Genomic DNA, 22522 nt, shown 5'->3' with positions numbered 1-22522 from the left:
GGGGGCGGAAGCCGCCGTTTGGTCAGGGGGTGGCGAGGAAGGCGGTCAGCGTCTTGGCGACGCCGACGCTCATCAGGCTGTCGAGATGGCGGACGACCGCGCTGCGGAAGGCGGGTTCCGCCACCAGTTCCGGTGCGAAGATGTCCTCGATGGCGAACAGGGCGGCGGCCAGGGCGCCGGCATCGGTACGGCGGGCGCTGGCAATGCCGGTCAGCGCCGCCGCCAGCGGGTCGGCGACGGTGTAGGCGGTGCCCGCTTCGTCCTTTTCCAGCAGGAAGCGCATCCAGGCGGCGACGGCCAGCGGGATCACCCTCGGCGCCTTGCCGGCGGCGAACAGCTCACGCGCCGGTTCCAGCAGGCGCGGCGGCAGCTTCTGCGAGCCGTCCGACGAGATTTGGATGGTGCGGTGGCGGATGCCGGGATTGCGGAAACGCGCCTCCAGTGCCGCGGTGTAGGCGGGGATGTCGGTTCCCGGTACCGGCGGCAGGGTGGGGATCAGGTCCTCCGTCCAAAGCCGCCGCATGACGGCCGGCAACTGCGGATCGGCCATTGCCTCCGCGATGGTCTCGATGCCGGCAATCACCGACAGGTAGGCCAGCAGCGAATGGGCGCCGTTCAGGCAGCGCAGCTTCATCAGCTCGAACGGGTGGACGTCGTCGACCAGGATGGCGCCGGCCTTTTCCCAGGCCGGACGGCCGAGCGGGAAGCGGTCCTCGATCACCCATTGCTTGAAGGGTTCGCTCACCACCGGCCACGCGTCATGGCATCCGGTCGCGTCCTCCACCGTGGCGCGGTCGGTGTCCTGGGTGGCGGGGGTGATGCGGTCGACCATGGTGCAGGGGAAGCTGACCTGCCCGGCGATGTAGGCGGCGAGGTCCGGATCGCGGAGTTCGGCATAGCGCACGACGATGCCGCGCACCTTGATGCCGTTCTGGGCGAGGTTGTCGCAGACCAGCACGGTGAAGGGCGGCACCCCGGCGGCGCGGCGGCGGCGGATCGCCTCCGCCAGCAGGCCGGGCACGCTGCGCGGCGCGGCGGGATCGGCAAGGTCGACGCGGATCAGCGGATGGGCCTCGTCCAGCACGCCGGTGGCGGCGTCCTGGCAATAGCCCTTCTCGGTCACCGTCAGGGTGACGATGCGGATCTCCGGCTTCGTCAGCAGGGCCAGAACCTCGTTCAGCTGGTCGGCGGTGGCCAGCGCATCGAGGAAGGATCCCATGACACGCAGCCGGTCGCGTGCCTCCTCGCGTACCAGCAGGGTATAGAGGCAGTCCTGCGGCTTCAGCGCGTCGCGGATCGCAGGCGACAGCGGATCGACGCCGACGATACCCCAGCTGGTGTCGCCGGTCGCCAGTACATCGTCGGTGTAGGTGGCGAGATGGGCGCGGCAGAAGGCGCCGAGGCCGATATGGACGATGCCCGGCGTCACCGCGGCGCGGTCGTAAGCGGGACGCTCGACGGTTGGGGGCAGGCGGTCGAGGGTGGCGGCGGAAAGGCGGGTTCGGGAAGGACGGGCCGCCAGCAGGGCGGTGTTCGCGTCGGGCATGATGGGCTCCGGGTCGCGGCGGTCGCGGCGGTCTCCCTGTCCGCTGCCCCGGGGGGCAGTGCGGGTGGGCCGGTGCACCGTCATTCGGTAGATTTGGCGTTGTTTGGGAAGGCTCCGGGGCAGGGCGCCCCGGAGTGTCGGAACGGAGTGAACGTGAAGGTCAGACCTCGATCCCGGCCGGGGTCTTGCCCGACCCGGTCTTCGGCAGGATGAAGTGCATGATCGCCAGACCGACGAGGTAGAGGACCGACGCGATGGCGAACAGCACCTGATAGTTGCCGTTGGTCGCATCCAGCAGGCGACCGACGCCCATCGACACGAACATGCCGACGAAGTAGGCGCAGAAGCCGCCGATGCCGACCACCGAACCCACCGCGTTGCGCGGCATGGTGTCGGAGACGATGGTGTAGACGTTGGCCGAATAGCCCTGGTGGGCGGAGGCGGCGATGCCGATCAGCAGAACGGCCAGCCACATGTTGGACACGGTCGAGGCGAAGAACACCGGCAGCACGCACAGGCCGCAGACCAGGAAGGTCAGCTTGCGGGCACGCAGCGGCTTCACCCCGCGCTTGATCAGATGGGAGGAGAACCAGCCGCCGCCGACGCTGCCGAAATCGGCCATGGTGTAGATGATGATCAGCGGCAGCATCGCCCCGAACAGGTTGACGCCATACTGCTTGTTCAGGAAGCCGGGAACCCAGTTCAGGTAGAACCACCAGACGGGCGCCGAGAAGCAGGTGCCGACGATGTTCGCCCAGGTGCCGCGATAGCTCAGCAGCTTCAGCCAGGGGATGTTCTCCTGCGGCTGGACGGGATCGCTGCGGATATAGGCCAGCTCCTCCGCCGTCAGCTTCGGATGGTCTTCCGGCTTGCGGTAGATCAGCAGCCAGGCGATGACCCAGAAGAAGCCTATGCCGCCGGTGACCAGGAAGGCGGCCTGCCAGCCGTAGGCGACGAGCAGGATCGGCACCAGGATCGGCGCCACGACGGCGCCGACGTTGGACCCGGCGTTGAAGATGCCGGTGGCGAGCGCCCGTTCCTTGGCCGGGAACCACTCCGACACCGCCTTGATCGAGGCCGGGAAGTTGCCGCCCTCGGTCAGGCCCAGGCCGGCGCGCGCCACCTTGAAGCCGAAGACGCTGCCCATGAAGGCATGGACGCAGGCGAAGAAGCTCCAGCCGGCGACGGCGGCCGGCAGGCCGATGCGGATGCCGATCTTGTCCATCAGCCGGCCGCAGCCGACATAGCCGAAGGCGTAGGCCAGCGAGAAGGCGGCGACGATGTCGCCGAAGTCCGACTCGGTCCAGCCCATGTCGCCCATCAGCGTGGACTTCAGCAGGCCCAGGACCTGTCGGTCCATGTAGTTGATGGTGGTCGAGAAGAAGAGCAGGCCGCAGATGGTCCAGCGGTAGCGGCCGATGGCCTTGCTCACCGTGACCGCCGCTTTGCCTGCCGCGTTGCCGATTCCGCCGGCCCGGCGGGCCGGTTCCGCCGACTGGCCGGTTCCGGCGTCGGCAATGATCTGTTCGCTCATGATTGGCGTCTCCAGCCAGGACGCACGCCGCCGCCCGGTGTCCGCACACCGGCCCCCACACAGGCGCCAGGCCTGTTTCGCATTGGGCGCACCGGATGGCTTCGCGCGGGAGCCGGTCATTCGGCAGCCCCACAGCGTCGTCCGGCGGCGGTCGCACGTTTCAGAACTGTTTCCTGGATCAGTCAGGCCATCGTCGGGAGCGGTGCCGCTTGGGAACCGTTCGTGGCGTCGCATACTACCATTCCAGTTGCTGGTATGGTAGTTGCGCCGGTCCTCGTTGGTCAACCACACCATCTGCGGCATATCGTCAGGCGGCGCCTATGCGAAATCGCGGCGAACCCTGGCTTGGCCCTCCGGCTTTGTCGCCGGCTTCGGGCTTCGTGATTGGCCAACATTTGGGGCAAACCCCAATGTATAATACCAGAGTATGCGCAAAAGATGATTGGCGGAAGATCGGCCACTGCACACTCAAAGGGGAGCCGCAGGTGGAGGAACACAGCGCCACGGGAACGATCATGACCGCACTTGCGGGTGGCGTCGGGCTGCTGGCGCTGATGACGCTGATCTATGGAACGGTCCTGCACCGGCTGGGTGATCGGCCCTGGTTACGCCAGCTTTGCCTGGGCCTGCTGTTCGGTGCCGGTGGCGTGACGGCCATGCTGCAGTCGGTCCCCATCCTTCCCGGCATCAATCTGGACGTCAAGACGGTGCCGGTGGTGCTGGCCGCGCCCTTCGGCGGACCGCTGGCGGCCATACTGGCCGCCGGACTCGTGTCGGCCGCGCGCGCTGCGGTCGGCGGGGCCGGCGTTATGCCGGGTGTAGTCGGGATTCTGATGGCCGGTGCCGCGGGGCTGCTGGTCTGGTGGCTGGTTCCCGTGCCGGGCTGGCGAACCGCAAGGCCGCTGTTCGTCCTGGCTCCGGTCGCGGCACTCCACTCGCTCAGCATCTTCGTGCTGCCTTGGGAGGTCGCATTTCCGATCTTCGTCAACGGCGGGCTGCCCATCGCGCTGTTCACGGTGGGGGGCATCCTGATGCTGGGCACGATGCTGGGACGCGAGTGCCGCCGCGTTGATACGGAAAAGATGCTGCGGGACGCTGCGCTGAGCGACCCTCTGACCGGTCTGGCGAATCGCCGGGCGTTTTTCGCGGCGATCGATCGGACCGTGGCCGGCGCGCTGCGCCACGACACGCCGGTGTCCCTGCTGATGCTGGACATCGACCATTTCAAGGAGGTGAACGACACCCGCGGGCATGATGCCGGCGACGTGGTGCTGGTGGCGCTCAGCCGGCTGCTTCAGCGCAGCGTGCGGCAGAGCGACCTCGTCGCCCGTTTCGGCGGCGAGGAGTTCGCCATCCTGCTTCCCAATGCGCCGGTCGACGGAGCGGCCCTGCTTGCCGAACGCCTGCGTTGCGCCGTCCGCGACCTCGCCATTCCACAGGACGGCGCGATCCTGCATGTGACGGTCAGCATCGGGGTTTCGACCCTGACGCCCGACATCGACCGTGCCGACGTGATGATCAAGGCGGCCGACATGGCGCTCTATCAGGCCAAGCAGGGTGGCCGGGACCGGGTCTGCCGCCATCGCGAGGCCGGTGTGAAGGAGCCTGTGCCCGTTTCCTGAGGGGAACATCATGAAGGAGGCGATCGGGGGGCGGACGCGTCACAGCAGGGGCAGATCGCTGCCGCCATTGACGATGTCTACGGTGCCGGAGATCAGATTCTCGGCATAGAGCGCCTCCAGGTCGATGCCACCGGCCGGGCGCACCGGGCGGATGGCGCGGATCCAGCCGGCGATGGCCTGTTCCCGGCTGCGGCGCATCGCTTCGGCGGCCTCCACCGTCACCGCCTGGAAAGACAGGCCGTCGCCGGGGCGCAGGCGGCCGGCGCGGGGCAGGTCGGCCGAGATCACCGTGGCGATCTTGGCATAGCCGCCGGCCGTCTGGTGGTCGTTCAGCAGCAGGATCGGCTGCCCGTTGCCCGGCACCTGGATGGAGCCGGTGACCAGCCCGTCCGACGGGATGTCGGCGGAGCCGCGATGCTCCAGCGCCGGTCCGTCCAACCGCAGGCCCATGCGGTCGGCTTGGCTGCCGACGCGGTAGGTCGCGGACAGGAAAGTCTTCAGTGCCGCTTCGGTGAAGCGGTCCTCCTGCGGTCCCGGCACGACGCGCAGCGGTCCGGCACCGTAATCCGGTGGCTGCGGCAGTTCGACGTCCGGCCCGTCGGGGGCGCCGTCACGGGCCAGCGGCAGCCGGTCTCCCTCGGTCAGCGGCCGCCCGCCCAGCGGGCCGATGCCAGCGCGCACATAGCTGGACAGGCTGCCCATCACCGGGGCCAGCGCGAAGCCGCCGGCCACCGCCAGACAGGCAACGGAGGCCCCATCCACCGCGCCCAGCCGCAGCACGTCGCCCTGATGCAGGGTGTGGCTGCGGTGGGGAGCGAGTGGTTGCGGGGCGGCGTCCAGCCGCTCCAGAGTCATGGTCAGCGGACCGACCGCGGCGATGCGGACGGAGGGCGCATCCACCCGCAGGGCAGGGCCGAGCAGGGCGATCTCCAATCCGGCCATCCCCAGCGGATTGCCGACCAGTGCATTGGCCAGCCGCAGGGCCACCGGGTCGAGCGCGCCAGCCACCGGCATGCCGAGTTCCTGGAAGCCGAAGCGTCCCAAATCCTGGACCGTCGCGAACAGGCCCGGCTGGATCACTGTGAGAAAGGCGGCCATCACGCCGCCCTCAGGCTGGCGGGATCGAAGCAGCCGGTGCCGACGGCCTCCGCGATTCCGTCGAAGGTGGCGCGGTCCACCGCCTCGAAACGCACCCGGTCACCGGCCGCCAGCAGAACCGGATCGGGCCGGCCGCCGTCATAGAGCGGCACCGGACAGCGGCCGATCAGGTGCCAGCCGCCGGGGCTCTCCCAGGGATAGACGGTGGTCAGCCGCCCGGCGACGGCGACGGAGCCGGCCGGCACCCGCACCCGCGGTTCGCTCCGGCGCGGCCGGTCCAGCTCCACCGGCAGGTCGCCCATGTAGCCGAAGCCCGGCATGAAGCCGAGCATGTAGACGAAATACTCGGCCGATCCGTGCAGCGCCGCCACCCGCTCCATGGTCAGGCCCAGCGCGTCCGCCAATTCCGCCAGATCGGCGCCGAGGTCCGGGTCGTAGCAGACCGGCAGGCGCCACAGCCGCCCGTCCCCCGGAGCGGTGTCGCTGTCGGCCAGCACCGTCTCCACAGCCGCCTGCATCTCCCGGCGGCTGGTGGCGACGGGATCGTAGACCACCAGCAGCGAACGGAAGGTCGGCACCGTCTCCACCAGCCCCGGCGGCGGGGCGGCCTTCAGCCGGGCGTGCAGGGCCATGACGCGGGCGTTGGTCGCCCGGTCGATGGCCTCGCCGAACTCGACGTTGAAAGCGGTATCGCCGGAACTGGTGAAACGGACCTCCACGCCTTTCTCCTCAGCCGATCATCATCGAGGGCAGCCAGGACACCATGCCGGGGAACACCCACAGCAGAGCGACCATCACCACCATCAGCAGAAAGAAGGGCAGGCTGGCCTTGCCGATGGTGAAGATGTCCTTGCCGGTCATCGATTGCAGCACGAACAGGTTGAAGCCGACCGGCGGGGTGATCTGGGCCATCTCCACCACGATGATGATGTAGATGCCGAACCACAGCAGGTCGATGCCCGCCCGCTGCACCATCGGCAGGATGACCGAGGTGGTCAGCACGACCATCGAGATGCCGTCGAGGAAGCAGCCCATCACGACGAAGAAGGCGGTCAGCGCCACCAGCAGCGCCGCCGGCGACAACTGCATGGTGGTGATCCATTCGGCCAGCAGGCGCGGGATGCCGGTGTAGCCCATCGCCACCGTCAGGAAAGCCGCACCTGCCAGGATGAAGCCGATCATGCAGGAGGTGTGGGCGGCGCCGAACAGGCTGTCGCGGAAGGTCGTCCAGCTCAGCGTGCCGGTCACCAGCGCCAGCACCAGCGAACCGAGCACGCCGATGCCGGCGGCCTCCGTCGGGGTGGCGATGCCGACATAGATGGAGCCCAGGACCGCGGTGATCAGCATCACCACCGGGATCAGCGCGCCGGTGTCGCGGATCTTTGCCGCGAAGCTCTGCGATGGCTCAGGCGGCGGCACCCGGCCGGGGTTCAGCAGCGACCAGCCGCCGACATACAGCATGAACAGGCCGGTCAGGACGATGCCGGGAATGACGCCGGCAATGAACAGCCGGGCGATCGACACGTCGGCGGCGACGCCGTAGACGATCATGATGATCGACGGCGGGATCAGCAGGCCCAGCGTGCCGGCGCCGGCCAGCGAGCCCAGCGTCATCATCGGGTCGTAGCCGCGCCGGTTCAGTTCCGGGATCGTCATGCGGCCGATGGTGGCGGCGGTGGCGGCCGAGGACCCGGAGACCGCGGCGAAGATCGAGCAGCCGATGATGTTCACATGCATCAGCCGGCCGGGCAGCCAGCCGGTCCAGGGTGCCAGCCCCTTGAACATGTCGGACGAGATGCGGGTGCGGAACAGGATCTCGCCCATCCAGATGAACAGCGGCAAGGCCGTCAGCGTCCAGGAGGTGCTGGCCCCCCAGATGTTGGTCGCCATCACCATGCCCACCGGCCTTGCGGTGAACAGCGCCATGGCGACGAAGCCGACGCCGGCCAGCGCCAGCGCCACCCACACGCCGGCCCCCAGCATCAGGAACATCGTCACCACGACGACGATGGATGCGGTCGTCTGATCCATCGCTCAGCCCTCGCTCTGCATGCCGGCATGCTGGTAGGAGGCGTCGCGCCCCGCCAGCACGGCCAGCAGATCGTCGATCAGGGCGATGACCAGCACCACCAAACCCACCGCCATCAGCGCCTGCGGCATCCACAGCGGGACCGGCAGCACGCCCTGGCTGAGATCGCCAAAATCATAGGAATCGTAAGTCATGCGCAGCCAGTACCAGGCGAAATAGCTGCTGAGCGCGGTGGCGAAGCCGAGGCACAGCAACTCCATGACGCGGCGGGCGGTGCCGTTCAGCCGCTCCACCAGCACGCCGACGCGGATATGCGCGCCGCGGCGCAGCGCCGGTCCCAGCATCAGGAAGAAGGACGCCGCCATGCAGTAGCCGGCAAGCTCGTCGGCCCCCGGCACCATGCGGTCGAGCAATCGGGAGGCCACCTGCGTCACGATCAGGACGGCGATGGCGGCAAGCAGGACCGCGCCCAGGATCTCGGCGGCGCGGTAAAGGATGGACAGTGCGGTGCGCATGGCGCAACCACCTCCTGCGGTCGGAGCGGAGCGAAGGGGCGCGGAGGGGGCCGGCCGGCTACCCCGTGGTGGCGGCGCCGGCCGGAGCCATCCGGACCGGTTACTTGCCGAAGGCGGAGATGATCGCCTCGCCATCGGCACCGGCGGCCTTGGTCCATTCCGCGGTCATGGTCTTGCCGATGGCGGATAGGCCTTCCTTCAGTTTGTCGGATGGCGGCAGCACCTTCATGCCATTGTCGGCCATCGTCTTGTTCAGATCGGCCGTCTTCTTCTCCCACTCGGCCCAGCCGGTCGCCTCGGCCTTCGCCGCGGCGTCCTGGATCGCCTTCTGGGTGCCGGCGTCCAGCCCCTTCCACACCTCGGCGTTGACGAACACCATGTTGCGCGGCAGCCAGGCCTGGACGTCGTAATAGACCTTCACGAAGTCCCAGGCCTTGGTGTCGACACCGGTGGCGGCCGACGTGATCATCGCGGTGACGATGCCGGTGCCGAAGGCCTGCGCCACTTCGGCCGCCTCGATCTTCACCGGGATAGCGCCGCTCAGTTCGGCGATGCGGGTGGTGGCGGGGTTGTAGGCGCGGAACTTCTGGCTCTTCAGCCCTTCGACCGACTGGATCTCGTCCTTCACATAGAGGCCCTGCGGCGGCCACGGGATCGAATAGAGCAGTTTCAGGCGCTGGCGCTCCAGCTTCTTTTCCAGATAGGGCTTGGAGACCTCGTACAGCTTGTGCGCCGACTTGAAGTCGGTGGCGAGGAAGGGCACCGAATCGAGGCCGTAGAGCGGATCCTCGTTCGCCCAGGAACTGATCAGCACCTCGCCCAGCTGGGCCTGCCCGGACTGGACCGCGCGCTTGATCTCCGGATGGCGGATCAGCGAGCCGTTGGAATGGACGGTGATCTGGATCTTGCCGGCGGTGGCCGCCTTCACGTCGTCGGCGAACTGCTTCACCACGATGGTGTGCAGGTTCGTGTCCGGGTACGGCGTCGGCATGTCCCAGGTCTCGGCTGCGGCCGCCAGCGGCCCGGCGGCGACGCCCAGACCCAGCAGGCCGGCGACGATCGGACCGGCCACCCGGCCGATGAGACGGGATTGCAGCGTGTCAGCGGTCATGATGTTCGGAAGCTCCCTGTTATTGGCCGATGCGGCACCCGCCGGCCTTCTGGCCGGTCGGACGGGAGCGGAAGACGCCCCCTGATCCCGCCCTTTTTCGGACACCAAGGGTTCACCGTTCCGGACCTTCCGTCAAACCCCGTGTGAGGGGGCGCGGAAAAAAGTCAGCGCTGTCCGCTGCTTATCGCCGATTGCTTGTGGAGGGGAGCAGCCGCGACGGGTCAGTAGATCAGCTCGTTCTCGCCGCTGCCCTCGGCCAGGACCAGTTCGCCGCGGGCGGCCAGATCCTTCGCCAGCTGCACCATGTACATCTGCGCCTCGTCCACGTCGCGGACGCGGACCGGACCCATGGCGGCCATGTCCTCGCGCAGGATCTTGGCGGCGCGCTCGGACATGTTGGAGAAGAACAGGTCCTTCAGCGACTCCGACGCTCCCTTCAGCGCGGTGCCCAGCTTCTGCTTGTCGACCGTGCGCAGCATCGTCTGTACGCCGGTAGGGTCGAGCTTCGACAGATCCTCGAAGGTGAACATCAGCGACTTGATGCGCTCGGCGCTGTCGCGGTTGCGTTCCTCCAGCGCCGCCATGAAGCGATGCTCGGTGGTGCGGTCCAGCCCGTTGAAGATCTCCGCCAGCATCTCGTGGCTGTCGCGCCGGCTGGTGCGGGCGAGGTTGGTCATAAACTCGGTGCGCAGCGTGCGCTCGACATCGTCCAAAACCTCCTTCTGCACCGCCTCCATACGCAGCATGCGCATGATGACCTCCATGGCGAAGCTTTCCGGCAGCTGGGCCAGGACGCGGCCGGCATGGTCGGAGCGGATCTTGGACAGGACGACGGCGACGGTCTGCGGATATTCGTTCTTCAGATAGTTGGACAGAACCGACTCATTCACGTTGGTCAGCTTGTCCCACATGGTTCGGCCGGCCGGACCACGGATGTCCTCCATGATCTGGTCGACCTTGTCCTTCGGCAGGGTCTTCAGCAGCAGCCGCTCGGTCGAATCGAAGGAGCCGACGACGGTGCCGCTCGACGACATCTGCTCGGCGAACTCGACGAACAGCCGCTCGATCAGGTTGGCCGACACGGTGCCCAGGTTCGCCATCACCTGGGACAGTTCCTTGATCTCCTCGTCGTCCATCATCGAGAACAGCTTGGACGAATGTTCTTCACCCAGCGCAAGCATCATGATGGCGGCCTTTTCCGGGCCGGTGAGGGTCCGGTAGTCCTCACGAACCTTCTGAGCCATTGCTACCCTTCATGACGTGCTAATCCGATGATGCGCGATGATTGCGGCAAACATCGTTAACAAACGATAACGAAGACCGTAGGGAAGTTCGAAAGAGGCGATTGCGTCGCAACATGCTGCCGTTTCGGCGGGCCGTCGCCATCTGCGGCGGGGACACTCATACGCCCATATGTGAAAATGGATTTACAGAAAGATGCCATTTCTGTAACTTTCTGCTCATCAGGGCCGTGCCGACGCTGCGAAGGGATATCGGGGGATGGAGCTGCCCATTCAGACGGGATCGCTGCTGATCCGCATGCAGAACTGCCAGCAGCAGCTTCCGGCCGCGCTCGCCAAGGTGGGCGCCTGGGCGCTGGCCTATCCCTTCCGCACCGCGACCCTGAAGATCGGCGAACTGGCGGCGGCGGCCGAAGTGTCGGTGGCGTCGGTCAACCGCTATGCCCGTTTCCTCGGCTACGACGGCTATCCGGAGTTCCGCGAGGATCTGCTGCGCGCCTTCGAATCCACCTTCGCGCCGGTGGAGAAGCTGCGCGTTGCGGTCCAGCGCGACACCTCGAATGCCGAGATCATGCGGGAATCGCTGGCCAGCGACGCCGGCAACATCACCCGCACCATGGATCTGCTCCAACCCGAACAGTGCGAGGCCGCCATCCGCCTGATCCGCGAGGCGGGCCGCGTCGTGGCGCTGGGTCTCGGCGACAGCGCCTATCTCGCGCTGTTCCTGGCCGACGTGCTGGAGCCCTATGTCGACAATGTCCGCGAGGCCATCGAGTTCGCCGGCACCGAGCGCAACATCCGCCGGCTGATGACGATGCGGCCGGGCGATCTGGTGATCGCCATCACTTCGCCGCGCTATTCGCGCCGGACCATCGAGCATCTGCAACTGTGCCGGGAGCGCGGAGCGAAGGCCATCGCGCTGACCGACGCGCCGGACAGCCCGATCGTGCCGCTGGCCGACGTCACCCTGCTGGCTGGGGCCGACCATGGCGTGCGCCACAGCTCCCCCACCGGGCTGATGGCGCTGATCGTGGCGCTGGGCACCGCGCTGTCGCGCTCCGGTCCCGACAGCGTTGGTCAGGCCGCCGACGTCGCCGAACGCATCCTGCCCTACCTCCACATCGTGCCGAAATCGAACCGGCAACCCGACTGACCCCGACCGGACCGAACCGGGGCCTCCTTACCCACGCGCCAGAGAAGTTGGAAAGCGATGACGATCTCCTATTGGAACGGGCGTTACCTGCCGTTGGACGAGGTCCAAGTGTCGCCGCTGGACCGCGGTTTCCTGTTCGCCGACGGCCTCTATGAGGTGACCGCCGCCTACAACGGCCGCCTGTTCGAGCCGGAGGCCCACATCGCCCGCCTTCAGCGGGGCCTGTCCGAGCTGCGCATCGACTGTGCCCTGTCGGCCGGCGACTGGATGGGGATCATGGAGCGGCTCGCGGCCGAATCCGGCTTCGACGGCGACCTGACCGTCTATCTCCAGGTCACCCGCGGTGCAGCATCCAGCCGCGGCCATGCCTTCCCGGCCGGCGTCACCCCGTCGGTCTTCGGCATGGTCAGCCCGTTGAAGCGCCCGCCCGCGGCTTGGCGCGACCAGGGTGTGGCCGCCATCACCATTCCCGACATCCGCTGGGGCCGCTGCGACCTGAAGACGGTGGCGCTGCTGGGCAGTGTGCTGGCTCAGCAGGCGGCGACCGATGCTGGCGTGATCGATGCCCTGCAACTGCGCGACGGTCTGGTGACCGAGGGCGCCGCCACCAACATCTTCGTGGTCAAGGATGGCGTCGTCGCCACGCCGGTCAACGACAACCGGATCCTCCAGGGCATCACCCGCACCGTGATCCTGCGGCTGGCGGCCGAGGCCGGCCTACAATTGGTTGAGCGCGACATCCCGGCAGCGGAGCTTGAGACCGCCGACGAAATCTGGATCGCCAGCACCACCAAGGAGATCACCCCGGTCACCAGCCTGAACGGCAAGCCGGTCGGCAGTGGTGCGCCGGGCATGGTGTGGCGCCGCCTGTTCGCTCTGTTCGCCGAAAGGCTTGGCCGATGAGGGGTGCCGCCGCCGCTGCAAAGGCGGTCGACGCCGCGCCGGCCCTGCTGTCGGTCGAAGGGTTGAGCGTCGCCTTCGATGGCGAGCATGGTCCCGTGCGGGTGGTCGATGACGTCAGCTTCACCGTGGCGCCGGGCGAGACGGTCGCCATCGTCGGCGAGTCCGGCAGCGGCAAGTCGGTGACCTCGCTGTCGCTGATGCGTCTGGTCGATTATGCCGGCGGCCGCATCGTCGGCGGGCGCATCCGCTTCAAGGGCCGCGACGGGCGCGAACGCGACCTCGCGACGCCCCCGGCGGAATCGCTGACCGACATGCGCGGCAACGACATCGCCATGGTCTTCCAGGAACCGATGACGTCGCTGAACCCGGTCTTCACCATCGGCGACCAGATCGCCGAGGCGGTGATGCTGCACCAGGGCCTCGACCGCAAGGCGGCGCGAGATGAAGCCCTGCGCATGCTGGAAAAGGTCCGCATTCCTGAACCGGCCCGGCTGCTCGACCGCCACCCGCATCAGCTGTCGGGTGGCATGCGCCAGCGCGTGATGATCGCCATGGCGCTGTCCTGCCGGCCCTCGCTGCTGATCGCCGACGAGCCGACCACGGCGCTCGACGTCACCATCCAGGCACAGATCCTGCGGCTGATCCGCCTGTTGCAGGACGAGATGGGGATGGGCGTCATCTTCATCACCCACGACATGGGCGTGGTGGCGGAGGTTGCCGACCGCGTCGTCGTGATGTGGCGCGGCCGCAAGGTGGAGGAGGGGACTGTCGAGCGCATCTTCCAGGCGCCGCAGCACCCCTACACCAAGGCGCTGCTGTCGGCGGTGCCGAAGCTGGGCGCGCTGCGTGGCCAGGACCTGCCGGTGCGTTTCCCGCTGCTGGTGGTGGATGACGCCAAGGCGGAGGCTGCTCCTCCGGCTCCGCCGCCGGTGCAGGACACCGTGCGTGCCGCCGATGCCCCGTTGCTGGAAGTACGCGACCTCACCACCCGCTTCGACGTGCGCAAGGGCATCTTCGGCTCGTTGAAGGCCCGCGTCCATGCGGTGGAGAAGGTCAGCTTCGCCGTGCGTCCGGGCGAGACGCTGGCGCTGGTCGGCGAGTCCGGCTGCGGCAAGTCGACCACCGGCCGCACCATCATGGGGCTGCAGTCCGCCACTTCCGGAACCATCCGTTTCGACGGCGTCGACACCGCGACCCTGGATTCCAACGGTCAGGCCAAGCTGAAGGAGAAGATCCAGTACATCTTCCAGGATCCCTTCGCCTCGCTGAACCCGCGCATGACCGTCGGCTTCAGCGTCGCCGAGCCGATGCTGGTCCATGACTATGTGCCCACCTCCAAGCCGGGCCTGTCGCGCCGCCGCGCCGTTGAGGAGCGTGTGGCCGAACTGCTGACCCAGGTGGGCCTCAAGCCGGAGCATGCGCGCCGCTATCCGCACGAGTTCTCCGGCGGACAGCGCCAGCGCATCTGCATCGCCCGTGCGCTCGCCTGCGATCCCAAGCTGATCATCGCCGACGAGGCGGTGGCGGCGCTCGACGTGTCGATCCAGGCGCAAATCGTCAATCTGCTAATGGAACTCCAGGCGAAGCGCGGCCTGTCCTACCTGTTCATCAGCCACGACATGGCGGTGGTGGAGCGGGTCAGCCACCGCGTCGCCGTCATGTATCTCGGCCAGATCGTCGAACTCGGCCCGCGCCGGGCGGTGTTCGAGAATCCGCAGCACCCCTACACCCGCCGCCTGATGGCGGCGGTACCGATCGCCGATCCCAGCCGCCGCACCCGCGACCTGCGGCTGCTGACCGGCGAGATCCCGAGCCCGATCCGCAGCATCGGCGACGAGCCGGCGGTACAGCCGCTGGTGCCGGTCGGCGAGGACCATTTCGTCGCCCGCCACGCTGTTGGTGGCGATTTCTGAACCAAAAAACAGGGAGTCTACACGTGAACCGCTTCGTCCTTCCGCTTCTCGCCGGCCTGCTCGCCGGCACCGCGCTGGCCGGTCCGGCCTTCGCCGCCAAGGATCTGGTCGTCGGCCTGCCCGACAACATCACCACGCTGGATCCGGCCGACATCAACGACACCCTGTCGCAGTCGGCCAGCCGCACCATGCTGCAGGGCCTGTTCGGCTTCGACAAGGACATGAAGCTGGTCCCGCTGCTGGCGGAGAGCTTCACCGTCAACGACACCGCCACCGAATATACCTACCGCCTGCGCAAGAACGTCACCTTCCATGACGGCACGCCCTTCAACGCCCAGGCGGTGAAGACCAATTTCGACCGCCTCGCCAACCCGGCCAACCGGCTGAAGCGCCAGAGCCTGCTGGCGATGCTGGCCGAGACGGTGGTGGTCGACGACTACACCATCACGCTGAAGCTGGCCCAGCCCTTCGGCGCGCTGAACAACAACCTCGCCCACCCGGGGGCGATGATCCACAGCCCGAAGGCGCTGGAGACCTACGGCAAGGAGATCGGCCGCCACCCGGTCGGCACCGGCCCCTACAAGTTCGTCAGCTGGGAAGCGGACACGCTGAAGGTCGAGAAGAACGACAAGTACTGGAAGCCGGGCCTGCCGAAGATCGACCACGTCACGCTGAAGAGCGTGCCGGAGAACGGCAGCCGCATCGCCATGCTCCAGACCAACGAGGCGCAGTTCATCTATCCGCTGCCGTCCGAGATGGTGAAGATGGTGGAGGCCAACAACCAGCTGGAACTGATCGACGCGCCGTCGATCGTCGCCCGCTACGTGGCGCTCAACACCATGAAGAAGCCGTTCAACGACCCGCGCGTCCGTCAGGCGCTGAACTACGCCATCGACAAGAACGCCTACGCCAAGGTGGTCTATCGCGGCTATGCCGGCCCGCTGGATTCGGCGATCCCGTCCAAGCTGGGCTTCCATGTCACCCAGCCCAACCAGTACACCTATGACCTTGCCAAGGCGAAGGCGCTGCTGGCCGAGGCCGGTTATCCGAACGGCTTCGAGGCCGAGATGTTCGGCCGCAACAGCACCAACTTCATCCGCGGCATGCAGTTTGTGCAGCAGCAGCTGTCGCAGATCGGCGTCAAGCTGACCGTCACGCCGCTTGAATCCGGCGTCGAGACCGCCCGCATCTGGAGCGTCGAGAAGCCGGAGGATGCGACCGTCCAGATGAACTACAGCGGCTGGTCGGCCTCGACCGGCGACGCCGACTGGGGGCTGCGTCCGCTGCTGTGGGGCAAGGGCTTCCCGCCGAAGTTCTACAACGTCGCCTACTACAAGAACGACACGGTCGACACCGCCATCGAGGCCGGCATCGCCACCGCCGACGACGCCAAGCGCGCCGAGGCCTACCGCGTCGCCCAGGAGCAGATCTGGAAGGACGCGCCCTGGATCTTCCTCGGCGTCGAGAATCTGCTGGCCGGCAAGTCGAAGAAGCTGACCGGCTTCTACTACGTCGCCGACGGCGGCCTGCAGATGGAAGAGGCCGACCTGCAGTGATGTGAGTGTGAAATGCCCTCTCCCCAGGGGGAGAGGGCATCTTTTCTCTGCCTACCCAGGACCTCTGCCTCATGCTGAAATATCTCGTCGGCCGTATTGCCGGCATCCTGCCGGTTCTGCTGGTGATCTCCGTCTTCGTCTTCGGCTTCGTCCATCTGCTGCCGGGCGATCCGGCGCGGCTGGTCGCCGGGCCGGATGCGACCCAGCGCGACGTCGAACTGGTGCGCCAGGATCTCGGCCTCGACCAGCCGCTGTGGGTGCAGTATGGCCGCTTCCTCGGCAATGCGGTGCAGGGCGAGTTCGGGCGGTCGATGAAGTCGAAGCGGCCGGTGTCGCAGGAGATCGGCGAACGCTTCATGCCGACCCTCTACCTCACCGTGGTCGCCATGGTGTGGGCGACGCTGGCCGGGCTGCTGATTGGCGTTGCCTCCGCCACCAGGCGCGGACGCTGGCAGGACCATGTCGGCATGGTGGTGGCGGTGTCGGGCATCGCCTTTCCGTCCTTCTGGCTCGGCCTTCTGATGATCGACCTGTTCTCGGTCAAGCTCGGCTGGCTGCCGACCAGCGGTTACGGGACGTGGCAGCATTACGTCATGCCGTCGCTGACGCTCGGCCTCGGCGTTGCCGCGGTGATGGCGCGCTTCACCCGCTCCGCCTTCATCGAGATCGCGCGCGAGGATTACGTCCGCACCGCGCGGGCCAAGGGCGTGCCGGCGCGGCTGGTGGTGTGGAAGCACACGCTGCGCAACGCGCTGATCCCGATCATCACCATGGTCGGTCTGCAGTTCGGCTTCCTGCTCGGCGGGTCCATCGTGGTCGAGACGGTGTTCTCCTGGCCGGGGCTGGGCCGGCTGCTGGTCGATAGCGTCAATTACCGCGACTACACCGTCATCCAGGCGGAGATCCTGCTGTTCTCGCTGGAGTTCATCATCATCAACCTGCTGGTCGACGTGCTGTACGCCCTCGCCAACCCCGAGATTCGCTACTCATGACCACGACAGACGCAACCGGCGTGGCCGCCGCCGCCACTCACGAAGCCGTCCGCTCGCCGCTGCGCGAGTTCTGGCGCAAGTTCCGGCGCAACCGCACCGCCATGGCGGCCGGTTTCTGTTTGCTGGCGCTGGTGCTGGCCGCCGCCGCCGCCCCCTGGATCGCCCCCTTCGACCCCGCGGCCTTCGATTACGACCGCATCCTGGAAGGACCGTCGGCGGGCCATTGGGCCGGCACCGACGCCTATGGCCGCGACATCCTGAGCCGCATCCTGTGGGGGGCCCGCATCTCGCTGTCGGTCGGGCTGCTGTCGGTCCTGCTCGGCGGGGGGGCCGGCGTGGCGCTGGGGCTGATCGCCGGCTTCCGCGGCGGCTGGATCGACAGCCTCATCATGCGCGTCTGCGACGTGCTGCTGGCCTTCCCCGGCATCCTGCTGGCCATCGGCATCGTCGCCGTCCTCGGGCCGGGGGTCGAGAATGTCATCTATGGGGTGGCGATCTTCAGCGTCCCCGTCTTCGCCCGTCTGGTGCGCGGCAGCACGCTGTCGCTGAAGCGGGCCGTCTATGTCGACGCCGCCCGCGCCATCGGCGTGCGCGACCGGCTGCTGATGGTCCGCCACATCCTGCCGGGCACGCTGCCCAGCGTGATCGTCTATGTCTCCATGCGCATCGGCACCTCGATCCTGACGGCGGCGAGCCTCAGCTTCATCGGTCTGGGCGCCCAGCCGCCCAGCCCGGAATGGGGCGCCATGCTGGCCGACGGGCGCAGCTATATCGGCGTTGCCAGCCACGTCACCTTCTATCCCGGCCTTGCCATCTTCCTGACGGTGCTGGCCTTCAATTTGCTCGGCGACGGATTGCGCGATGCCCTCGACCCGAAGCTCCGCTGAAGGCGGCAAGCGCGCGCGGGCTCTCGGGCTCGCCTGCGGCCGGCTGACGCCGGGGCCGCGCAACGCCATCACCGACGTGCCGGGCGTGCGCGTCGGCCATGTCACGCTGGATGAGAATACGTTCCAAGGGGGGGCCATCCAGACCGGCGTCACCGCCATCCTGCCCCATGCCGGCAACCTCTACCGCGACAAGCCCGTCGCTGCCGCCGAGGTGCTGAACGGCTTCGGCAAGAGCGTCGGGCTGATGCAGGTGGAGGAACTTGGCGCTCTGGAAACGCCGATCCTGCTGACCAACACCCTGTCGGTCGGCACCGCCGCCACGGCGCTGGTCCGCCACGCAATCGCCGCCAACCCCGACATCGGCCGCACCACCGCCACCGTCAATCCGCTGGTGATGGAGTGCAACGACGGCCCGCTGAACGACATCCAGGCCCTGGCGGTGACCGAGGCCCATGCCGCCGCCGCCCTCGCCGCCGCACTGGCTGAACAGGACGGCGCGGAGGTCGCGGTCGGCTCGGTCGGGGCCGGTCGCGGCATGTCCTGCTTCGGCTTCAAGGGCGGCATCGGCACGTCGTCGCGCCGGCTCAAGCTGGACGGCAAGCGCCATCACCTGGGCGTGCTGGTGCTGGCGAATTTCGGCCGGCCGGGGGAGCTGCGCCTGCCCGACGGCCGCCGCGTCGCCCCGCCGGCAAAGGACGATGCGCCGGAGAAGGGCTCCGTCATCGTCATCGCCGCCACCGACGTGCCGCTCGACCATCGCCAGCTGCGCCGGGTGATCCGCCGCGCCGGGGTCGGGCTGGCACGGGTGGGATCCTTCTGGGGCCATGGCAGCGGCGACATCGCGCTGGGCTTCACCACCGCCAATCGCATCGACCATGACGAGCGGGCCGACCTCCTCCCCCTGCGCATGCTGAACGAGCGCCGCATCGACGCCCTGTTCGAGGCGATGGCCGATGCGACGCAGGAAGCCGTTCTCGACGCGCTGGCCGCCGCCATGCCGGTGGTCGGCCGCGACGGCGCCACGCGTCCCTGCCTGTCCGACCTGCTGACCTCCGGGAGCACAGAGTGAAGATCTACATCTCCGCCGACATCGAAGGGGTGGCGGGCGTCGTCTCCCAGCAGCAGGTGACGCAGGGCAATCCTGAATATGAGCGCGCCCGCCGCCTGATGACCGCCGAGGTCAACGCCGCCATCGAAGGCGCGCTGGAGGCCGGGGCAAGCGAAATCCTGGTGAACGACAGCCACGGCCCGATGGTCAATTTGCTGCCGGACGAGCTGCATCCGGCCGCCGAGCTGATCCTGGGCCGCCCCAAGCCGATCGGCATGTTCGCCGGGCTGGAGCCGGACGCCGCCGGGGTGATGTGCGTCGGCTTCCACAGCTCGGCGCGCCAGTACGGCATCCTTGCCCACACCACCAACAGCTTCGCCTTCGGCCGCGTCCGGGTGAACGGGCTGGAACTGGGGGAGGCCGGCAATTACGGCGCCTATGCCGGCGAGATCGGCGTGCCGGTGATCCTGCTGAGCGGCGACGACCGCTTCGCCGCCGAGATGGCGCCGCTGTTCCCGGAGTCCGAACGGGTGGTGGTCAAGCAGGCGCTTGGCCAGCGCGCCGCCCGCTCGGTTGCGCCGTCGGTCGCCCGCGACCGCATCCGCGAGGCGTCGGCCCGCGCCGTCCGCCGGGCCGCGACCGTCCCGCCCTTCCGCGTCCCGCCGCAAGCCGATGGCGCGCCCTACCGGCTGGAGATCGAGATGAACGGCCCGGCGCTGGCCGATCTGGCGTCGTTGATCCCCGTTTCGGAGCGCCTCGATCCCGTCACCATCCGACTGCCGGCCGACAGCATGGCCGGCGTGCTCGGCTGGATCAACACCCTGTCGGCCATGTCGGCCGCCCTGCGCTGAGAGCCGCACCCATGACCTTCACCGAACCGCAGCCCTTCGCGCTGGCCATCCATGGCGGCGCCGGCACCATCAAGCGCAGCGCCCTGACCCCGGTGCTGACCGAGGGCTATCATGCCGGCCTGCGCCGGGCGCTCACCGCCGGGCACGAGGTGCTGGCCGACGGCGGCAGCGCGCTCGACGCCGTCACCGCCGCCGTCATGGCGCTGGAGGACGAGCCGCTGTTCAACGCCGGCCGCGGCGCCGTCTTCACCGCCGAGGGCGTGCAGGAGATGGATGCCGCCATCATGGACGGCCGCGACCGCGGCGCCGGTGCGGTGGCCGGCCTGTTCGGCCCGCGCAACCCCATCCTCGCCGCCCGTGCGGTGATGGAGCACAGCGAGCATGTCCTGCTGATCGGCGAGGGCGCACTGGATCTCTGCCGCCGCCAGGGTCTGGCGATGGAGGAAGGCCCGTATTTCTTCACCCAGCCGCGCTGGGACGCCCTCCAGGCCGAGCTGGAGCGCCGCCGCTCCGGCACCCCAGATGACGGTGACGAGCAGCGCCGCCACGGCACCGTCGGCGCCGTCGCCCGCGACCGCGACGGCAACCTCGCCGCCGCGACCTCCACCGGCGGCATGACCGCCAAGGCCAAGGGCCGCGTCGGCGACAGCCCGGTGATCGGCGCCGGCACCTTCGCCGACAACATCACCTGCGCCGTCTCCGCCACCGGCCACGGCGAGCATTTCATCCGCCGCTGCGCCGCCCATGAGATCGACGCCCGCATGCGCTGGGCCGGCCAGAGCTTGGAGCGCGCCGCCGGCGACGTGGTGGCGGAGCTGGGGGTGATCGGCGGCTCCGGCGGTCTGGTCGCCATCGATCGCGATGGCCGGATGGCGCTGCCCTTCAACTGTTCCGGCATGTATCGCGGCGCCATCGGTCCGGAGGGGCTGCCGATGACGGCGATCCACCGCGAGGGCTATCGGATCGGCTGAACCTCCGGTCCCGCCGGCCTTGCCGATGGGGCGGGGGCGAATGGAACGTTTGAAACGCCGTGAAACGCTTTTCCGGGGTGTGTTCACTGTTTCATCCGTCCACCGCCCCGCCTTTCCCGTGCAAAGCCGGGAAAGGCGGCGGCAGGCCAGCCCAGCGGATCTGGGATCGGTAGGAGACGCCAGCAGAAGAGTTGGGGGCAGGGGAGTTGGAGGCATGGGACGGCTTCGGGAGTGGCGGCGCGGGGCCTCCATTCTGATCGTGGGGCCGGGATCGCGGTAGGATAATTTTCATATCCCGCACTGCCGCCGGGGCGTTCACCGATGCCGCGATCCTGCTACAATCCCCGCCCGGCCGCGGCCTGATGGCCGGGCTGCGTTGGCGAAGGAGCGACGGTGGGTTACATCTGGATCATTGGGCTGCATGTCACGGCGGTGACGGTGTGGATCGCGGGAATGTCCGTCGCCGCCATTCTGATCAGCGCGCTGGACCCGGCGACCGCCGCCGAACCGGGACCGGCCCGCCTGCTGCGCGCCGCCGCCCGCTGGGACCGCCGCGTCACCTCCCCGGCGATGGGGCTCGCCTGGATCCTTGGCATCACGCTGGTGGTGGTCGGCGGCTGGGGCTTCGAGCCATGGCTGGTGGCGAAGGTGATCATCGTCACCGCCCTGTCCGCCCTGCACGGCAAGCTCGCCGCCGGGCTGCGCCGGCTGGGCGAGGCGGCGCCTGAGTCGGGTGTCCGGACGGTGTCGCCGCTGCTGCGCTTCTCCCCGCTGGCGGTGATCGCCGGGGCCATCGCCATCGTGACGCTGGTGGTGGTGAAGCCCTATTGAGCCGCCCCGGCCAGCGGACCGGAGCATTTCCCGGCCCGCCGGACGGGCGCTGGCCCCCGGTCAGTCCTCGACCGGGAGCAGGTGGGGGTTCCAGACGACCTCCCACAGATGCCCGTCCGGATCGCGGAAATATCCGGCATAGCCGCCATAGAAGGTGTCCTGCGGCGACTTGACGATCTCGGCGCCGGCCCGTCCCGCCGCCGCCATCAGGTCGTCCACCTCGCTCCTCAGCATGACATTGTGCCCGATGGTGACGGCGGTGGAACTGACGGGAGTCTTGGCCAGGCCGGTGTCGTGGCAGATGTCGTCCTGTGCCCAGATCGCCAGCTTCAGTCCGCCGGACAGGTCGAAGAAGGCGACCGCGCCATGCTCGAACTCGCGGCCGACGATACCGTCGGTGGGCAGGCCGAGGCCATCGCGATAGAAGGCGAGCGCCCGGTCGAGATCGGCGACGCCCAGCGTCAGAACGGAAATTCTCGGCTTCATGTCCGCTTTCATGTCCATGTCCCTGCTATCGGCGCCTGCGTCTTGCACGCGCCCTGATAGTCTTGGGCCGTTGCCCCCGGGCTGTTCCCTTGGGCAACGGAAGGACCCGCTCGGCGGGGGCCGGGCCAACCGTCCCGAACCTGACCTGTTTCAGACGGTGGGATCCTAGGCCCTGGGCGGAGGGCGGTCAAGAACGGCGCCCTTCGAAGCCGGGCCTATCGCCATCGTGACATGT

General features: G+C 68.2%; 20 protein-coding genes. 11 read left to right on the top strand and 9 right to left on the bottom strand.

Going from position 1 to position 22522, the window contains the following annotated elements; all coding sequences use genetic code 11:
- Positions 1-22: 22 nt before the first annotated feature.
- Both J2848_RS33285 and J2848_RS33280 read right to left on the bottom strand, forming a co-directional pair.
- Positions 23-1546 carry a mannitol dehydrogenase family protein gene (locus J2848_RS33285; RefSeq protein ID WP_149235050.1) on the bottom strand — a complete coding sequence of 508 codons (1524 nt, stop codon included), beginning with the start codon at positions 1544-1546 and terminating at the stop codon, positions 23-25.
- A 160-nt stretch (positions 1547-1706) separates the two neighbouring features.
- Positions 1707-3080: an MFS transporter gene (locus tag J2848_RS33280; RefSeq protein ID WP_149235051.1), complete on the bottom strand. Its 1374-nt coding sequence runs from the start codon at positions 3078-3080 to the stop codon at positions 1707-1709.
- A gap of 515 nt (positions 3081-3595) precedes the next feature.
- Between J2848_RS33280 and J2848_RS33275 the strand changes: the two genes are divergently transcribed.
- Positions 3596-4702: a GGDEF domain-containing protein gene (locus J2848_RS33275; RefSeq protein WP_246194418.1), complete on the top strand. Its 1107-nt coding sequence runs from the start codon at positions 3596-3598 to the stop codon at positions 4700-4702.
- Between the two features lie 39 nt (positions 4703-4741).
- Here the strand turns inward: J2848_RS33275 and J2848_RS33270 are convergent, their stop codons facing one another.
- From J2848_RS33270 to fliG, 6 genes are all read right to left on the bottom strand, one after another.
- Positions 4742-5800, bottom strand: a complete 1059-nt coding sequence (locus J2848_RS33270; protein WP_149235053.1) for a 5-oxoprolinase subunit C family protein — start codon at positions 5798-5800, stop codon at positions 4742-4744.
- On the bottom strand, positions 5800-6519 hold the full coding sequence (gene pxpB / locus J2848_RS33265; RefSeq protein WP_149235054.1) for a 5-oxoprolinase subunit PxpB: 720 nt from the start codon (positions 6517-6519) through the stop codon (positions 5800-5802). The genes J2848_RS33270 and pxpB overlap by 1 nt, the downstream gene beginning before the upstream one ends.
- 10 nt (positions 6520-6529) lie before the next feature.
- Positions 6530-7831 carry a TRAP transporter large permease gene (locus J2848_RS33260; RefSeq protein WP_149235055.1) on the bottom strand — a complete coding sequence of 434 codons (1302 nt, stop codon included), beginning with the start codon at positions 7829-7831 and terminating at the stop codon, positions 6530-6532.
- Positions 7832-7834: 3 nt separating this feature from the next.
- Complete coding sequence (locus tag J2848_RS33255) at positions 7835-8344, bottom strand: TRAP transporter small permease (protein WP_149235056.1); 510 nt, start codon at positions 8342-8344, stop codon at positions 7835-7837.
- 100 nt (positions 8345-8444) lie between these two features.
- Positions 8445-9455: a TRAP transporter substrate-binding protein gene (locus J2848_RS33250; RefSeq protein ID WP_149235057.1), complete on the bottom strand. Its 1011-nt coding sequence runs from the start codon at positions 9453-9455 to the stop codon at positions 8445-8447.
- A gap of 221 nt (positions 9456-9676) precedes the next feature.
- A complete protein-coding gene (gene fliG, locus J2848_RS33245; RefSeq protein WP_149235058.1) occupies positions 9677-10699 on the bottom strand; it encodes a flagellar motor switch protein FliG in 1023 nt (340 codons plus the stop codon).
- Positions 10700-10955: 256 nt separating this feature from the next.
- On the opposite strand from fliG, the gene J2848_RS33240 reads away from it, so the two are divergent.
- The 10 genes from J2848_RS33240 to J2848_RS33195 all read left to right on the top strand — a co-directional run bounded on the left by J2848_RS33240 (position 10956) and on the right by J2848_RS33195 (position 21801).
- A complete protein-coding gene (locus J2848_RS33240) occupies positions 10956-11849 on the top strand; it encodes a MurR/RpiR family transcriptional regulator (RefSeq protein WP_149235059.1) in 894 nt (297 codons plus the stop codon).
- Positions 11850-11906: 57 nt separating this feature from the next.
- Positions 11907-12752, top strand: coding sequence for a D-amino acid aminotransferase (locus tag J2848_RS33235; RefSeq protein ID WP_149235060.1), 846 nt, complete (start codon positions 11907-11909; stop codon positions 12750-12752).
- Entirely contained in the window at positions 12749-14665 is a 1917-nt protein-coding gene (locus J2848_RS33230; protein ID WP_149235061.1) for an ABC transporter ATP-binding protein, read from the top strand. Before J2848_RS33235 ends, J2848_RS33230 begins: the two co-directional genes overlap by 4 nt.
- A gap of 23 nt (positions 14666-14688) precedes the next feature.
- Positions 14689-16221, top strand: a complete 1533-nt coding sequence (locus J2848_RS33225; RefSeq protein ID WP_149235062.1) for a glutathione ABC transporter substrate-binding protein — start codon at positions 14689-14691, stop codon at positions 16219-16221.
- Between the two features lie 71 nt (positions 16222-16292).
- Positions 16293-17213: a glutathione ABC transporter permease GsiC gene (gene gsiC, locus J2848_RS33220; protein WP_149235063.1), complete on the top strand. Its 921-nt coding sequence runs from the start codon at positions 16293-16295 to the stop codon at positions 17211-17213.
- Positions 17210-18100, top strand: a complete 891-nt coding sequence (locus J2848_RS33215) for an ABC transporter permease subunit (protein ID WP_149235064.1) — start codon at positions 17210-17212, stop codon at positions 18098-18100. The genes gsiC and J2848_RS33215 overlap by 4 nt, the downstream gene beginning before the upstream one ends.
- The gene (locus J2848_RS33210) at positions 18075-19169 is read left to right on the top strand and encodes a DmpA family aminopeptidase (RefSeq protein WP_149235065.1); all 1095 of its coding nucleotides are present in this window, start codon (positions 18075-18077) and stop codon (positions 19167-19169) included. The genes J2848_RS33215 and J2848_RS33210 overlap by 26 nt, the downstream gene beginning before the upstream one ends.
- Positions 19166-19999, top strand: coding sequence for a M55 family metallopeptidase (locus J2848_RS33205; RefSeq protein WP_149235066.1), 834 nt, complete (start codon positions 19166-19168; stop codon positions 19997-19999). Before J2848_RS33210 ends, J2848_RS33205 begins: the two co-directional genes overlap by 4 nt.
- 11 nt (positions 20000-20010) lie before the next feature.
- Entirely contained in the window at positions 20011-20970 is a 960-nt protein-coding gene (locus tag J2848_RS33200) for an isoaspartyl peptidase/L-asparaginase family protein (protein WP_149235067.1), read from the top strand.
- A gap of 393 nt (positions 20971-21363) precedes the next feature.
- Positions 21364-21801 carry a CopD family protein gene (locus J2848_RS33195; RefSeq protein ID WP_149235068.1) on the top strand — a complete coding sequence of 146 codons (438 nt, stop codon included), beginning with the start codon at positions 21364-21366 and terminating at the stop codon, positions 21799-21801.
- 60 nt (positions 21802-21861) lie between these two features.
- Here the strand turns inward: J2848_RS33195 and J2848_RS33190 are convergent, their stop codons facing one another.
- Positions 21862-22305, bottom strand: a complete 444-nt coding sequence (locus J2848_RS33190; protein ID WP_253568817.1) for a VOC family protein — start codon at positions 22303-22305, stop codon at positions 21862-21864.
- Positions 22306-22522: the final 217 nt, after the last annotated feature.

It is taken from the genome of Azospirillum lipoferum, from assembly GCF_024170005.1.
Classification (GTDB): Bacteria; Pseudomonadota; Alphaproteobacteria; order Azospirillales; family Azospirillaceae; genus Azospirillum; species Azospirillum lipoferum.
The sequence above is the reverse complement of the archived record's forward strand: the minus strand, read 5'-3'. Positions and strand labels throughout refer to the sequence as shown.